The organism is Ruoffia sp. FAM 26254 (genome assembly GCF_045528545.1).
Lineage (GTDB): Bacteria > Bacillota > Bacilli > Lactobacillales > Aerococcaceae > Ruoffia > Ruoffia halotolerans.
This window is the reverse complement of the sequence record NZ_JBGQQY010000016.1, coordinates 1-15,161: the sequence shown is the minus strand read 5'-3', so window position 1 is coordinate 15,161 and position 15,161 is coordinate 1. Positions and strand designations below refer to the sequence as shown.

Below are 15,161 nucleotides of genomic sequence, written 5' to 3'. Positions count from 1 at the left end.
AGTTATATTTTAACAAATTTAGTATAAAAACCATCCGCCTTAAGACGTAAATACGCTTCATAACAAAAGACGCATTAAACAATTAGTCAGTTTAATGCGTTTATTTTAGATTTATTTTACAAAGCCATTCCATTTGGTCTCAAGCAAATGATTTATATTTTCTTTTTGCCATTTCATATTGAGAATAGCCTTATTGCACTTTAAAATCATGCTCTTTTGTTCACCATAAAATTTGATTGTGATTTTATATTGAATTAATCCTTTTTTCGCTTTGAAAAATTCAATATCTTCGGTTGGAATAATTGCATACTCTCCACTTAAGTCTCCTAAAGTTGTAACGGATAAAAATAGTAGATTGTCAGGAGTAAAATACACAATGTAATAATCTGAAGCTACTAAAAATTGAAACTTATTATACATTATTGAAGCCATTAAACCTGGTTGTGTGTAACCATAAATATAATTTTTATCTATTTGGCTTTCTGGCATAATTTCGTCTATTAGGGCTTCGATATTTTCTGATTTGCTTGCTGTGTTCATAGTATACATCTCACTTTCATTTATACGAAATCAATCCTTTAAAAACGATTGTCCCGTGACAGGGTCAAGTTCCGGCTTGGGAACTTGTATAATGTTCTCTTTTACTTTATCATACTCACTTATTTCTCCATAGCGCATGTCGTATGAATCTCCATTCGGATATGCGCCTACAATTATGAAGTCTTCAGTTGAATCCATCTTTTTATGCGCTGTTCCGGCTGGTAGGAATACGACATCCCCTTGAGTAAAGGTAATAATTTTTGACTCAGGACCTCCCAATTGTACCCTCGCTGATCCGGAAATACATGCTAACACCTCATGGGCAATTGAATGAAAGTGATGCTTAGATAAAATTCCATTTATCCAACCATTTGAATAATGATGTTTCTCTAGAAAACCTAGAACGTCCTCTCTAGAATAGTCATTTTGTTTAAAAATCTCATCTAATGCCTTTTTATATATGACGACAGGCAGTTTGTTATTGGGAAAAGGACTATTTTCTTGAAGTTGCATTTTTATTGTTTCCATCTTATATCTCCTATCGTTATATTTATTCTAATACTTATAGTATATTATAACGCTACACTTATTAAATCGCACGAAATTTACCTTACATTATATCCGTCAATCTATCACTTGAACTTACCAACTAGTTTAAATAAAAATTACCATAGAAGGATTCTCAGTTTGTTTCTATGAATATATATACATTAGGAACCATGAAATTTTATATGATTTATATACAAAAATACAAAATGAGAAAATTCTAATCATAATATTAGGATAGCTAAATCATTGCATTGTAAGCGATAATCTAATTTAGTAAGTAGATTCATCTTTTCGTCTCATTTTACATGCATAATTATCTATGTTATTGTGAAAAACGTGATTATTACAAAAAGATTACATTGAAAAGAGGTAAAATTAGTGAGTAAATTAAGAGTCGAAAACTTAACAAAGATTTTCGGAGACAATGAAAAAGAAGCATTAGACTTAATGAATCAAGGAAAAACTAAAGAAGAAATATTAGCAGCTACAGGTGCAACAATTGGAGTGAATCAAGCTACTTTTGATGTAAAAGCTGGAGAAATTTTCGTTATTATGGGCTTATCAGGAAGTGGTAAATCTACACTTGTTCGTATGTTAAATCGTCTTATTGAACCGACAAACGGTAATGTATATATTGATGAAGCAAATGTATCACCAATGAATAAAAATGATTTACGAGATATCCGTCGTAAAAAAATTAGTATGGTGTTTCAAAATTTTGGTCTCTTCCCTCACCGTACTATTCTAGAGAATACTGAGTATGGTTTAGAAGTACAAGGCGTACCGAGAGCGGAACGTCAAAAAAAAGCGGAACAAGCATTAGATAACGCTGGCTTACTTCCATATAAGGATCAATTCCCTGATCAGTTATCTGGAGGAATGCAACAACGTGTTGGACTTGCAAGAGCGCTTGCTAACGACCCAGATATTTTATTAATGGATGAAGCCTTTTCTGCTTTAGATCCACTAATCCGTCGTGATATGCAAGATGAGTTAATTGAAATGCAAAAAACATTAAACAAAACAATTATCTTCATCACGCATGATTTAAACGAGTCATTAAGACTTGGTAATCGTATTGCAATCATGAAAGATGGTGAAGTTGTCCAAGTTGGTACGGGTGAAGAAATCTTATCAAAACCTGCGAATGATTATGTTAAACGCTTCGTAGAAGATATTGATCGTACTAAAATATATACAGCGCAACATATTATGGAAGAACCAACAGCTGTTACAACTCAATTAGAGACACCTTCAGAAGCACTACGTATTATGGTAGATGAAGGCATGAGTAACATTCTTGTTGTAGATAAAGATGAGCAATTAATTGGATATGTAACCCGCGAAGAAGTGGAATCATTACTACACCAAGGTCATGATGATATATCAAGTGCTGTTCAATCAGATGTTCCAGAAGTTGAATCTGGTGCTTTAATTGATGACTTATTCGATGTAATTCATGATTCTGAAACGCCAATTGCTGTTACAAGCAATAAAGGTGAATTAGAAGGTGTTATCGTCCGTAGTAACGTTATTGGTGCCATGACAACTGACACTCAATACGATGTTATTGAAAACAATGAGGATGATACAGAAATTAAAGATTCTAATAAGGAGGAATTAGACCATGAGTAGTTTATTAGATATGTTTCCACAGTTGCCTGTCTCAGAATGGGTTTCTAACTTTATTGATTGGATAACTGCCAATTTCAATGTGTTATTTGATTCATTAAACAATGTTGGTACAAGTTCAATGGAATGGATGACACGTATGTTAATGTTAATTCCACCACTTGCTTTTATCATAATTGTGATGTTAGTTGCCTATTTCGTTTCAAATAGAAAAATGGGCCTATCAATTTTTGCTGGTATTGGATTAATATATATTCACAACCAGAACCTATGGGGTAATATGATGAACACCCTAACATTAATTATTGTTGCAAGTTTAATCTCAATCATCGTTGGAATACCTTTAGGTATTCTGATGGCTAAGAGCTCACTTGCTGAAAAAATCATTCAACCTATTCTAGACTTTATGCAAACAATGCCAGCCTTTGTTTACTTAATTCCAGCTGTTTCTTTCTTTGGGATTGGGATGGTGCCTGGTGTGTTTGCTTCAGTAATCTTCGCCCTACCACCTATTGTTCGTTTCACTAACTTAGGTATTAGACAAGTTCCTGAAGAATTAGTTGAAGCAGCTGATTCATTTGGTAGTACGGGATGGCAAAAACTTTATAAAGTCGAATTACCAAATGCCAAATCAACGATTATGGCTGGTACAAACCAAACCGTTCTTCTTGCACTTTCAATGGTTGTAACTGCTTCAATGATTGGTGCACCAGGTCTTGGTACGAACGTATTAACTGCATTACAACGTGGTCAAGTTGGAGCTGGATTTGTTTCAGGTTTCGCTTTAGTTGTCCTAGCCATTGTTATTGATCGTATCTTACAAAGCTCAAATAAAAGTCGCGTAGACTAAGAACGGAAAGGAGAATATTTTTGAATAAGAAAACAATACATAGAATAATCGGAGCCATTCTAGCTGTTCTGTTCGTAGGTGAAATTGTATATAGTGTTAACAATACTGAACTTGCAACACGTTCAACGGGAGAGACTATCCAAATAGTTCATAACCCTTGGGATACAGAAATTGCGTCCTCAACTGTTTTAGCCTTAGTTTTAGAAGAAGTTGGATACAATGTAAATCTTGTATCGGTTGATAATGCCATCATGTTCGAATCTATCTCTACTGGAGAATCAGATGTTATGACTGCTGCTTGGTTACCTACAACACATGGGACCATTATTGAAGAATATGAAGACGACATGGTTGATTTAGGCCCAAACTTAGAAGGTGCTTCTTCAGGAATTGGTGTTCCAAGTTATATGGACGTTGATTCGATTACTGATTTAGATTCGCAAGCAGACCAAACCATTATTGGTATCGAGCCTGGTGCAGGTGCCATGATTCAAACAGAAGAAGCAATGAGCCATTATGACAATATAAGGGATTGGGAATTAGAAGCACCATCTACTGGAGCAATGTTAGCTTCACTAGATGGAGCAATTCAAAATGAAGAAGAATTTGTCTTTGTTGCTTGGACTCCCCACTGGATGTTCTTAGAGTATGATATTAAGATGTTAGAAGATCCTGATTTCGTATATGGTGAAGCTGAAGATATTTATACTTTCACTCGCTTAGGCTTTGCGGAAGATCATCCTGAAGCTAACGAAATTGTTGATCGTTTCTTTTGGAAAATCGATGACATGGAAAATGTGACATTAGCAATGCAAAATGGTACGGATAACCGTACAGCAGCCCAGAACTGGATTGATGAGAATCGCGAAACTGTGGATTCTTGGTTAGAAGGCGTATTTGAATAAAATTAATCATTTTAAGAATCACACCCCTTTAGGAAATAATCCTAATGGGGTGTGATTTTTACTTTAATATTCTAATGCTTAATAGCGCAATCTTGCAGAGACATTAATTCCTTCTGGCATATCATCGTCTGGAACAATATAAATCTTTCCTTTAGCAGTTGCCACTTTTGTTATGAGTTGTTTTAAGAAGTCTTTGTCTGATTCTTCAAAACTACCATTATCAGTGATTGTCCCGGATTGGCTATAACCTTTATTTACTAATAACTCTTCAATTCGCCCTTCTATAGCACTCATGGATAAATCATCTAATTGATTATCAACTCTAAACTTAGGCGCTGTTTCTCTAAAGCGATTGAACATGGTCTCTTGTTCTTTTTTAACAATTTCAATATTTTTGTTCAATGCTTTTTCTTGAACAGTATTGAAATTCGCATTTGCACCTGACTCTTCAATTCGCCCATCAATTAAGTATGGGTTTTTTGATAATTCACGAAATACAGCTTGATTTTCTGACAAAGCATATAGAATGAGTGGTAAGTCACGAGCTGAAGAATAATTTTCATGAATGTAATTGTCAACTTCTCGGAAGTAATTCTCACGATCTATGTCTTTTTCATGACTTGTATCATTATGACCATGATAGCCTTGTTCTCCTCCACCTGTCGCACTATACGCACCTGAATTGGCTCCTCCACCAGTTAATTCTGAACCTAGAGCATCATTTAATGTTCTTGGTGCATCATCATCTTCAAAGTCAATTTCTTTAACAGAAGTAGCATCCCCTTCGAATAAACGAATATCCTCACGATTTAGAATTAATACATGATATTGGTTCGTGTACTGATAATTTTCAATCAGTGGTGTTAAATTTGGTGCTTTACCTACATTAACTAAATTAGCAACCGGAATACCTAGGTGGTAATAGTAGACTTCGTCTTCTGTAATATATAATGCGAGTCCTCCTCGATAAGTTACTAACTCAACGTCATTGACTTTCGCTCTTTCAATCTGTTCTTGAAACTTGTTTGAAACTTCTTTGTCGCATTCTGCTTCAACTCTCTTTTTAGCCTCTTCTAAAAGATTATTCAATTGAATACGATCTTGATCAGAGCTGACAGATGTTGCATGCAACTCCATAGCAATTGTCACGAATAACTTATCAACCTTCTCTAACTCTTTCGCCGGAAAGGCAGTTAATTTAATCATAGTGAAACCCCTTTCTTTCTTGTAATACATTAATTGTAACAATATCTCTCTTAACTGTAAAATCATACACATTGAGATATCACACTATATTAGTACAGAAAAGTTGCATCCCAAATAATTATTGGTAACCTATATATATAGAACTTATGAAGGATGATAATTAATGACAGAAAAAAGACGTTATACGACTATGGCAGTGAATACTGGTGGACGTCATGGAATTAGTCGTTTAGTAGATGGTAGTTTTGAAGTGGATGTTGCAATGCCTAAAGAAATGGGTGGCCCAGGAGAAGCTGTCAATCCCGAGCAGTTATTCGCTTTAGGTTGGAGTGCTTGCTTCCATTCAGCTTTAGAACGCCACAAGAAGACGTTTGGTGCAGAAGGTGAGTCAAAAGTTGGCGTTGAAATTGGACTTAATACTGACCCTGAATTCGGCGGTTTTAAACTAGTGGCTAATATCGAAGTTGGTATTGAAGGCTTATCGTTAACAGAAGTGCAAGAAATCGCTGACCAAGCGCACGGTGATTGCGCTTATTCAAAAGCGACTCGTGGAAACATCGATTCTAAAGTTACTGCCATCGAAACATTCTTTATTGAAGACGTAAATAATTAAACTCTTAAAAAAGCAAGCTTATAAACTGTTTAAGAACAGTCCATAAGCTTGCTTTTAATTTGTTACTTGTTTAAAGGTTAAATCTATAGTTAATGTGAGAAGTATTTCTTGGAGCTGATTTGGATCAGTATTTAAATTCAAATACTCCTTCTCTGTTTTCTTATCTAAAATGACGGGAACTCTGTGATGAATGTCAGCCATTTGCCCCACTGAATCTTTCGTTAACATCGAGTAGGTCAATGTACTTGAACCATCTTCATTGTCGTAACGCTCACAAATCCCTGCAATTGAGAAGATATCTAAATCTGTTACGGCAATTTGCCAACGCTCTTTCTTCTCTTGTGAATCAACTTCCTTAAATTCATAAAACGAAGTGGCCGGAATCAAACAACGTTTACGTTTAAAAGGTTCAATAAATGTCTGCTTTTCCAATATTGATTCTAAACGTGCATTAATCAGAGGTCTCTTAGCGAAACTAGGCGTAAATCCCCATTTAATCGCATAAAATTTATTATTTGGAAGTAAAATGAGGTTATTTTGACTTGGATAGTACACTTCTCTCTCATCTTCAGGTAAGTTCGCATCTAATTCTGTACCTTCATAACGATCCAGTAATGCTTTTTTATTCTCTAAAAAACTATATTGCCCACACATCGTTAATCACTCCTTAACTAATACGATTCGTAAGTGTTCCAATACCTTCTATTGCGATTTGTATCTCGTCACCAGAGTCTAACCACTCTTGTTCTGTTTCATCATAGCCTAAGATAACACCTTCGGGTGTCCCTGTAAATATTAAATCACCGGGTTTAAGCGTCATATATTTTGATATATAAGAAATAATTTTAGCACAGTTAAAAATCATTTTATCTGTATTTGATTGTTGAACGATTTTACCCTTGCGCGTAGTAGAAATATTTAATTGATTAGGATTTATACTGTCTGACGTCACAACTACTGGGCCAATGGGCGCAAATTTGTCTGGGGTTTTACCAAGTAACCATTGGCCTGATCTAAATTGTAAGTCTCGTACTGACAAATCGTTCCCAATCGTATAACCAAATACATAATCCAACGCTTCTTCTTCAGACACGTCTTTGGCAGTTTCTCCCATAATCACAACTAAATCACATTCATAATCAATTTGTTCGCCTTCTAATGATTTAGGTATAACTTCCCCATCCGCAAAAAGAGCGTTGTTAAATTTACTAAATAAGACCGGTTCTTCAGGTACATCTAAGTCTGGACCTTCTGAGACATGGTCTAAATAGTTTAAACCGACACAAATAATTTTTTCAGGTCGACTTACTGACGGTAAAATATGTAAATCTTCGTATTTTAAATAATCAGATTCAATAAAAGATGCTTTATTTTCTTCAATAATTTGTTTAATTAACGGAAATTGTTTCTCCTCAATGAATGATTCGAGTGAGCCTTTTGGCTCTTTATCCGTGTATTTACTAAGGATATCAAGTGAAAGAACACCATCTGGTGTAAGTAAACCTACATGGCTTGAATCTTTATGACTGTAACTAAGTAATTTCTTTGTTTAATTTCTTTCATTATTAAGATTATAAAGCGTTTTCTATATTGACATTATAACGAATAAACAAATAGAGAGCCAAGATTCTGATGAATCTAGATTTCTCTATATTTTAGTTATATTAAGATTGTTCCTCAGCTTCTTGGAAATCAACTTGAGAATCAGTTAAAGTTTCAATGACTGAATCATAAGTAGCTTTAATCGCATTATCATCTGTCACAGTATAAGTAGTAGAGTCTTCCTCATCGCTCACACGTGATTCTACTTCATCTTCTGTCACAGCTTCATTATCCCAAAAAATATCAGATTGAGAAATCGTTATATTTACGTGTTTCGCTTCCTCATTCCCTTCACCAACACTGCTGGTTTCATTTATCGTAGTCTCTGTCGTTTCGGTTCCGTCGCCTAAACCACCATCTAACCAGCCACCTTGCGTGACTCCGAAGCCTCCACCTACTAATACTAAGGTTGCTACAAGCCAACCCCAAATACCGAATTTACTTTTTTTCTTATTGTCTTTTCTAGCCATCATTACCACTCCTTATTCAATTTTATTACTTTGATCGATTAACTGTTCCTGATACACAACTGTACTATTCGAATTTTGATCTATTTGTGTTATTGCTGATAGAATATTTCGATAATCTCTTAAAAATATTTCCTCATTATTATAAGTAAACGAAACAATGATAACTTCTTGTTCAATTGTCTCGATTTGAGAGGAAAGCCATGAATATAAGTCTTGAGTTTCAGGTTTTTGAACTTCCGATCCATCTTCCAAAACTAAATACATGGGATCATTATCCAAGCTGGATGGAAAGACAATATTTACTTTCCCAATCGATTGTTGATACGTTTGATACCAAATTTGTTCTGAATGCGTTTGAGGCATTTGTGTTTGTTCTAAATGGGTAACCTCTTCTTCTAATTCTGTAATCGTCTCCGCTGTTGATTGAGACTGTGTCGCTAATACCATAAATAATAATATTAATATCACATCAAGCAAAGGAGTTAAGTCAACAATCATTTCTTTAAATTTCATCGTAAGGGGCCTCGTCATTTCGACGCGCATGTCGTTCGACAATCGCATCTTTTCTTAATAAATATGTTTGGACTAATTCATTATTCTCCTCCACCCTCGCTTGTAAATAACCGTTTAAAGCTTTGAAGATAATGGCGAATACAATCCCCCAAAATGTTGAAGTCAATGCCATAAAGAATAAACTTGTATCTAATTCACCAACCATCGGTATTAATGAAATGACTGTTCCTAATAAACCCATCAAGGGGAATATCGCACAGACGTTTGTAAATAATACATAGAGACTATTACTTTTCTGACGCTTTTGGAGAATTTCTTGCTCACCATCTGAATCAAAATATAACTCGTAATGTTTGTTCATACTTTTTTGATTTTCTTTACCTAGAGCCACATTTCCCCGTGGGATTAAAATATTAAATAATTGCTTACAGCTTTCTAAGCATTTGTAATAAAGAAACGCTGCACCAATCGCTATAATAATAATTAAAAAATCAAATTTAAAAAAATTATCTAATATTGGTTGAAAAAATTGCAATGACTATTCACCTCTAATCTTATGTGGTTTAATCATACCATTTTACACGTAATTTACGAAGAATATAACTTTATCACAGTAAATTTATTTCATTTTTTTCATTAGGTACTAAATAAATATTCAAATTATGATCGTTTTAATTCTTGCATCATTTCTTTTACTTCTTGTAACTCTTCTTTATATAAATGTCGGTATTGACCACTTTGCGTTGTCTTGTCCAAATAAATGGGACCAATCATGATGCGATGTAAGCCTATGACTTTAACCCCACATTGTAAAAACATACGTTTAATTTGATGTCTTTTCCCCTCAGTTAAAGTAACTACCCCAGTACTTTCACTCATCGATTGATTTAAGATGCGTAATTCAGCTGGTTTGAGTTGAATTCCGCCTTCTAATAGCAAGCCTTTTTCAAATGCCTCCACCATTTTCTGGTCCATCTTGCCATTCACTGTGACATGATATTGCTTTTCTTTAGCAAAACGCGCTTGTTCAAATAAATAATGAAGTTGACCATTGTTTGTGAGAAAGACTAAACCGGTTGAATCGCGGTCTAATCTACCTACAATTGATAAACTCTCATCAAAATCTTGTTCTTTTAATAATTCTAAAACGGTAGTGAATTCCAAATCTTTTTTAGCACTCAAGACCCCCTTGGGTTTGTTCAAAGCGATATAAGTATGTCCTAGATTTTCACCTATACGCTTACCTTTTACTCTAATATCAAATAGGCCAGAATCAATCGTAAGCATTCTATCTGTAACGATTTTTCCATCACATGTTACTTGTTTACTCTGTAGCAATCTTTTTCTTTTTTTAACCGGCAAATTGAGTGCTTGTTGTAATAACTCATCAAGCGTCATTTGTGTAACTCTTCTAAATGGTCATTATGGCTACGTTCAAAAAAGTCAGCAATTCGATCCATCGTCTGTGTTTGTACAAGGTGACCAGTATGTTCGAAGATAACTTCCATATTCAGCTCTGGATTCTCTTCTACAAAGGCCTTTGTTTGGCTAAAAGGAACTTTTTCATCTTCATCCCCATGCCAGATAAAGAAAGGTCTGTCGCCTAATAATTCGGGTTGACGGGATAGATCATACTTAGGAATCCAAGATGTTAGATAAAAATAGTCCTGAGGCAAATAAATATTGCGACTGGTCGCATGACGATGAATCATGTTTCTATAATCAGTTAATGCGGGCGTTCCCATGATACAAGCAGCAGCATTAATTTCTGGATTATGTGTCATTAAGGCGCAAGTTGTCATTCCACCCATCGACAAACCACCTACACCAATGAAATTAGTGGTTAAATGTCGTTTTTTGAAATAATCAATAATATAGCCAAATTCAAATAAATTTGTATGAATACTATTAAAAAAGGTCAATGAAGGTATCGTTGAAACCGTTTGGATGCGTTCACCGTGGTTCTCCGCATCTGGTAACACAACGCGAAAGCCTTTAGCCGCTAACTTGCGACCTTGGGTAATTACTAATGTCTTATTAATTTGCCAACCATGATAATATACGATGATTGGTAATGGGTTATTTTGGTCGGTATCTTCAACAACTTCAAATACTGGAATGGTTCCAATCATTCTTTTTCTTACAATAATTTTCAATTTTTTCCAACTTTCTATAAAGTTTATCATTGTAGTTTTGATGACAATATTTAACTAATTTGTTATTCTTATTGTATTGAAAAGCTTTTCAAAGGAGGCAATTATGAAATTAGATAATATTATATCAGAGCCATCACGCATTCTACAAGGAAGTCGCATTCCTGAAGCCTATTCGGTGAATGAGCACAGTATAAAAGTTAATCTTCATGCGGTGGCATATCCATTAAATACTCAAGAAGTCGTCGACTTAGTTAAATATGCCAACCAAAATGACTTAGCCATAATTACTTATGGCGCTAATACTGGTTTAGCTGAAGCGACTTCAGCGTTCGGAGGTGAGTTAATCATCGATCTCAGCAAGATGAATCAGATTATTGACTTCGATTTAGATACATTAACTTTAGTGGTAGAACCTGGTGTCACAAACGGTGACGTCCAACAATATGTAGAGTCCAAAGGCTATTTCTACCCACCTGATCCTGGAGCAAAACACGGTTCGATCGGTGGTAATGTAGCTACAAATGCTGGTGGTATGCGCGCGGTTAAATATGGTACAACCCGTGAATACGTTCGTAAGATGGAAATCGTCCTTGCTAACGGTGACGTTATTGAGACAGGTAGTGTAGCAATTAAGAACAGTTCAGGTTATAACTTAAATCATCTATTTATTGGTTCGGAAGGAACTTTAGGAATCATTACTAAAGTCTACTTAAAAGTGATTCCCTTACCTAAGTTTAAACAATCCTATATCACCGCCTTCCCTTCTTTAGACGATGCGGCGGAAGCAGTACTTTCTATCTTGCGGAATGGTTTGGATATCACGGCTGTTGAGTTTTTCGAACGTCGTGCCATCGCATATAGTGAACAACTCTTGAATAAAACATTCCCAAGTGAAAAAGGAGTTGCCTACTTATTAATGACCTTTGATGGGATGCAAGAAGCGGTCATTCAAGAAGAAGCTCAGCGATTAGAAAAAATTACTCATGATCATAATGCAGTTGAGTTTTTAGTGCTTTCTGAAGAAGATAGTTTAACTGCATGGGATTTACGCGATAATATATTAGCAGGAATACTAACAATTTCTGAACAAGAGCCTCTAGATTATTCCGTTCCTGTGAATGAATTTGTGAATTTTTTCAAATATACACATGAAGTCGAAGCAAATAGTGGTTTAAATTTCATTAGTTTTGGGCATGCAGGAGATGGTAATATTCACTCTTCTATCTTACGAGGCGACTTAACCCAAGATGAATGGCAAGAGAAAAAACATGAAATACTGACGAATTTATATGCTTATGTCTCTGAAGTCGGTGGTTTACCTTCTGCAGAACATGGTATTGGTTTAGTTAAAAAGCCATACTTTAAACAAGTGATGAGTAGCGAATATTTGCATTACTTAAAACAAATTAAATTGGCATTTGATCCTGACAATCGATTAAATCCAGGTAAAATTTTTGATTAATACTTCATCCTTAAACAAAGAAATCACCTCAAAGATTAACTCTTTAAGGTGATTTTTTATGTATTTATTTTGTCGCAGGTTCTAATTGACCCATCTCAACAAGTTTATTTTTTACTAGCTCAATAACCACTTCTGCATCAGCAGGGTTATTAACGACATCGTATTTATCAATATCAATTTTGATTACTTGTGATGCGTGGTAGTGATTATCTACCCAATGATCGTAGCCACTCCAAAGTGTTTCATAATAGTTCACTAAATTGATATCTTGTTCAAATTCACGACCACGAATGCCGATTCTCTTTAAGATTGTATCGAATGAGCCTGTTAAATAAATCATTAAATCGGGAGATTTTTTAGGTAGTTCATCCAATTCTTCAAGCATATTTGTCAAAAGCTTTTCGTAAATACTAAACTCAAGATTTGAAATACGACCTAAGTCGTTGTTTACTTTCGCGAAGTACCAATCTTCATAGATTGAACGATCTAATACGTTATTACGGTGAACAAGTGCCTCCTTAATACTATAAAAACGGCTACTTAAAAATTCTAACTGTAATAAAAATGAATATCTTTTTAATTCTTGTTCTTCCTCTGATGCGGTATAAAATAATGGAAGTATTTCATTGTCATCCACATTTTCATAAAAAATATCTGAACCAAGTGCATTACCAATTAATTTTGCTACACTTGTCTTTCCAGCACCAATCATTCCACCAACAACTATAATCGCCATCGACTCCTCTCCTTTATTCCATGCAACAACATGTTGTGTCTATTTACAAATTATAACACTATATATTGTGTTATCAAGTAAATATTAAAAATTGTCTTAGACGCACCTATGAAACTATACAGAATTTTGTCGATGGATTCAAGTTAATTATTCCACATAAATTTATAATATTAAAGGCGTCACTCTCGTTAAAAAGTGACGCCCTGAATAGCTAATCTTTTACATCAAATTCAAAATGTTCGACGATTTTATTTTGTAGATGTTGATATTTACCATGTCCTTTAAATAATTGGAATGCTTGAACAGATTGTTGGTCTGCTTCATCTGGATACACATCATTAACATATGGATTATCCTTTAGAATTTCTTTTAAATGCTCTTTTCCAACTTTTCGGATTGATCCACTGACTCGAATAACTTCAATACCTTTATCAGATTTAGCCATTCCCGTAATTGATACTTCAGGTTTCGCTTCTAATTGCTGGTAAAAGTCAGTTTTAGGGGATGTCATGAAGAAGATTCCTTTTTCATTCCCTACGCCTACATTAATATAACGTGCTTGCGGCAATCCTTCGTTGTCCACTGTTGAAAAAACAGCTGCACCAATCTCATCTTGTAATAAAGTAAAATATTTTTTGTATTCCATATTCTTCCTCCTAAAAAATTACATTTCTGCAATATTATATTCAGTAACCATAATTGGATAAGTACTCTCTATAAAGGCAAATATATCTTCTAAACGCTTCTTGCCTAACTTTGCATCGCTTGTAACAATCCCGAAAGCAAGTTCACTTTGATTTAATATATCATGAAATGCAACTTCTGCTGCTGAAACTTTAAATCGACCTTGACTCTTTTGAATGATACTTTTGACGATGCGGCGTTTATCTTTTAAAGAATAAGCATCATTAATTATAAAGGTGATTGTCAAGACATGTACATGCATCTATATCCCTACTTTAAATTAAATATTTCAATGTCTCACATTGATAATGAATTACAAAAAGAAATCAATCACGTTATAAAACATGATTCATTCCTCTGATATTGGTTATGACAATATTACCAAATGCGGTAGCCAATATTTGTGATTAATAGGCCAGTCTGAATATCCCAACGACAATATTGAATATATACCATATCATCACCATTACCGTAGTAAGCTAAATCAGGCATATAATCATCACCGTAAAATTGCTTTTGTTGATTTTCATGTAGAAATTCAATCGTTTGAGTAATTTCATAACCTTTACTTAAACCATCTTCGTCTGTAATGACTACTTCTGTTCCAACCTCTAACAGATCTTGATCCGCTAATGGATTAAAAACACCCGTACCCGTTAAGTCATAATAATGACCAAAAAAAGTATTGATGTCATTTTGACCAACATAGGCTACACGGTTTTCATTCAGGACTTCATTTAATTCATCAAAATCATCTCCGAAGCCTTCGTTTCCACGCATATCTTTAAAAGAAAACTCATAACCATTCACACTCAAGCTTTCTTCAGTTTAGCCTGCTTCTGTCCCATCTTCTGGCAAGGATTCGATTTCCTCTTCATCGTAGTCAGTTGGTAAAACTGGTTCATGAATGACCGCACCTTCAATATCTTCGGGTTTCAGGCTGTCATCTTCATTATCTTTTTCTGTTTCGTCCTCGTCTACTCTGTTTCTTTCCTGTACTGACGAAGTATCTTGAGCAAGTACTGCCGTGTTTGGCATATAGGAATTTATATAAGGCATGAGAGTCGCGAGTATTGATGTTAATAGTAGAAAGCGTTTAATAAAAATCACCTCAAAATTAGTCTAGTAATCATATTATTTGATTTGTCAAATTAAGCTAGACAAAACTGCTTCATCTAAGTAACTCAAAAATACTTCCAACGGTGTTCGGTAGTGTAAGGATTTCCGTGGAATAGTGTTCCGT

General features: G+C 34.7%; 18 protein-coding genes and 2 pseudogenes. 4 read left to right on the top strand and 16 right to left on the bottom strand.

Features of this window, described 5'->3' with window-relative positions; all coding sequences use genetic code 11:
• Nucleotides 1–111: 111 nt before the first annotated feature.
• Nucleotides 112–540 carry a hypothetical protein gene (locus ACEN3Z_RS05715; RefSeq protein WP_407090017.1) on the bottom strand — a complete coding sequence of 143 codons (429 nt, stop codon included), beginning with the start codon at nucleotides 538–540 and terminating at the stop codon, nucleotides 112–114.
• Between the two features lie 30 nt (nucleotides 541–570).
• Nucleotides 571–1,068 carry a cupin domain-containing protein gene (locus ACEN3Z_RS05710; RefSeq protein ID WP_407090015.1) on the bottom strand — a complete coding sequence of 166 codons (498 nt, stop codon included), beginning with the start codon at nucleotides 1,066–1,068 and terminating at the stop codon, nucleotides 571–573.
• 399 nt (nucleotides 1,069–1,467) lie between these two features.
• Here ACEN3Z_RS05710 and ACEN3Z_RS05705 point away from each other — a divergent pair, with 399 nt between their 5' ends.
• Both ACEN3Z_RS05705 and ACEN3Z_RS05700 read left to right on the top strand, forming a co-directional pair.
• Nucleotides 1,468–2,724 (top strand): glycine betaine/L-proline ABC transporter ATP-binding protein, encoded by a 1,257-nt coding sequence (locus ACEN3Z_RS05705; RefSeq protein ID WP_407090014.1) that lies wholly within the window; start codon nucleotides 1,468–1,470, stop codon nucleotides 2,722–2,724.
• A pseudogene (locus ACEN3Z_RS05700) lies at nucleotides 2,717–4,476 on the top strand (ABC transporter permease/substrate binding protein). Before ACEN3Z_RS05705 ends, ACEN3Z_RS05700 begins: the two are co-directional and overlap by 8 nt.
• 78 nt (nucleotides 4,477–4,554) lie before the next feature.
• Here ACEN3Z_RS05700 and ACEN3Z_RS05695 read toward each other — a convergent pair.
• Complete coding sequence (locus ACEN3Z_RS05695; protein WP_407090013.1) at nucleotides 4,555–5,682, bottom strand: hypothetical protein; 1,128 nt, start codon at nucleotides 5,680–5,682, stop codon at nucleotides 4,555–4,557.
• A 163-nt stretch (nucleotides 5,683–5,845) separates the two neighbouring features.
• On the opposite strand from ACEN3Z_RS05695, the gene ACEN3Z_RS05690 reads away from it, so the two are divergent.
• Complete coding sequence (locus tag ACEN3Z_RS05690; protein ID WP_197103390.1) at nucleotides 5,846–6,295, top strand: Ohr family peroxiredoxin; 450 nt, start codon at nucleotides 5,846–5,848, stop codon at nucleotides 6,293–6,295.
• Between the two features lie 54 nt (nucleotides 6,296–6,349).
• On the opposite strand, the gene ACEN3Z_RS05685 is transcribed toward ACEN3Z_RS05690, so the two are convergent.
• From ACEN3Z_RS05685 to ACEN3Z_RS05655, 7 genes are all read right to left on the bottom strand, one after another.
• Nucleotides 6,350–6,949, bottom strand: coding sequence for an SOS response-associated peptidase (locus ACEN3Z_RS05685; RefSeq protein WP_407090012.1), 600 nt, complete (start codon nucleotides 6,947–6,949; stop codon nucleotides 6,350–6,352).
• Nucleotides 6,950–6,962: 13 nt separating this feature from the next.
• The gene (locus ACEN3Z_RS05680) at nucleotides 6,963–7,583 is read right to left on the bottom strand and encodes a fumarylacetoacetate hydrolase family protein (RefSeq protein ID WP_407090047.1); all 621 of its coding nucleotides are present in this window, start codon (nucleotides 7,581–7,583) and stop codon (nucleotides 6,963–6,965) included.
• Between the two features lie 376 nt (nucleotides 7,584–7,959).
• Complete coding sequence (locus ACEN3Z_RS05675) at nucleotides 7,960–8,370, bottom strand: hypothetical protein (protein WP_407090011.1); 411 nt, start codon at nucleotides 8,368–8,370, stop codon at nucleotides 7,960–7,962.
• Nucleotides 8,371–8,379: 9 nt separating this feature from the next.
• Nucleotides 8,380–8,880 carry a hypothetical protein gene (locus ACEN3Z_RS05670; RefSeq protein WP_407090010.1) on the bottom strand — a complete coding sequence of 167 codons (501 nt, stop codon included), beginning with the start codon at nucleotides 8,878–8,880 and terminating at the stop codon, nucleotides 8,380–8,382.
• The gene (locus ACEN3Z_RS05665) at nucleotides 8,870–9,415 is read right to left on the bottom strand and encodes a MotA/TolQ/ExbB proton channel family protein (protein WP_138403338.1); all 546 of its coding nucleotides are present in this window, start codon (nucleotides 9,413–9,415) and stop codon (nucleotides 8,870–8,872) included. Before ACEN3Z_RS05665 ends, ACEN3Z_RS05670 begins: the two co-directional genes overlap by 11 nt.
• Before the next feature lie 125 nt (nucleotides 9,416–9,540).
• Nucleotides 9,541–10,278 (bottom strand): pseudouridine synthase, encoded by a 738-nt coding sequence (locus tag ACEN3Z_RS05660; protein ID WP_407090009.1) that lies wholly within the window; start codon nucleotides 10,276–10,278, stop codon nucleotides 9,541–9,543.
• Nucleotides 10,275–11,036 (bottom strand): alpha/beta fold hydrolase, encoded by a 762-nt coding sequence (locus tag ACEN3Z_RS05655; RefSeq protein WP_407090008.1) that lies wholly within the window; start codon nucleotides 11,034–11,036, stop codon nucleotides 10,275–10,277. Before ACEN3Z_RS05655 ends, ACEN3Z_RS05660 begins: the two co-directional genes overlap by 4 nt.
• A gap of 103 nt (nucleotides 11,037–11,139) precedes the next feature.
• Here ACEN3Z_RS05655 and ACEN3Z_RS05650 point away from each other — a divergent pair, with 103 nt between their 5' ends.
• A complete protein-coding gene (locus tag ACEN3Z_RS05650) occupies nucleotides 11,140–12,498 on the top strand; it encodes an FAD-binding oxidoreductase (protein WP_407090007.1) in 1,359 nt (452 codons plus the stop codon).
• A 64-nt stretch (nucleotides 12,499–12,562) separates the two neighbouring features.
• Here ACEN3Z_RS05650 and ACEN3Z_RS05645 read toward each other — a convergent pair whose 3' ends face one another.
• From ACEN3Z_RS05645 to ACEN3Z_RS05620, 6 genes and pseudogenes are all read right to left on the bottom strand, one after another.
• On the bottom strand, nucleotides 12,563–13,234 hold the full coding sequence (locus ACEN3Z_RS05645; RefSeq protein ID WP_407090006.1) for a deoxynucleoside kinase: 672 nt from the start codon (nucleotides 13,232–13,234) through the stop codon (nucleotides 12,563–12,565).
• Nucleotides 13,235–13,445: 211 nt separating this feature from the next.
• Complete coding sequence (locus tag ACEN3Z_RS05640; RefSeq protein WP_407090005.1) at nucleotides 13,446–13,880, bottom strand: pyridoxamine 5'-phosphate oxidase family protein; 435 nt, start codon at nucleotides 13,878–13,880, stop codon at nucleotides 13,446–13,448.
• An 18-nt stretch (nucleotides 13,881–13,898) separates the two neighbouring features.
• Nucleotides 13,899–14,165, bottom strand: coding sequence for a DUF503 domain-containing protein (locus tag ACEN3Z_RS05635; protein ID WP_407090004.1), 267 nt, complete (start codon nucleotides 14,163–14,165; stop codon nucleotides 13,899–13,901).
• Between the two features lie 131 nt (nucleotides 14,166–14,296).
• Nucleotides 14,297–14,698, bottom strand: coding sequence for a hypothetical protein (locus ACEN3Z_RS05630; protein ID WP_407090003.1), 402 nt, complete (start codon nucleotides 14,696–14,698; stop codon nucleotides 14,297–14,299).
• Nucleotides 14,699–14,746: 48 nt separating this feature from the next.
• Nucleotides 14,747–14,956, bottom strand: coding sequence for a hypothetical protein (locus tag ACEN3Z_RS05625; protein ID WP_407090002.1), 210 nt, complete (start codon nucleotides 14,954–14,956; stop codon nucleotides 14,747–14,749).
• A 108-nt stretch (nucleotides 14,957–15,064) separates the two neighbouring features.
• Nucleotides 15,065–15,161: pseudogene (locus ACEN3Z_RS05620) on the bottom strand (IS30 family transposase); the annotation flags it as partial.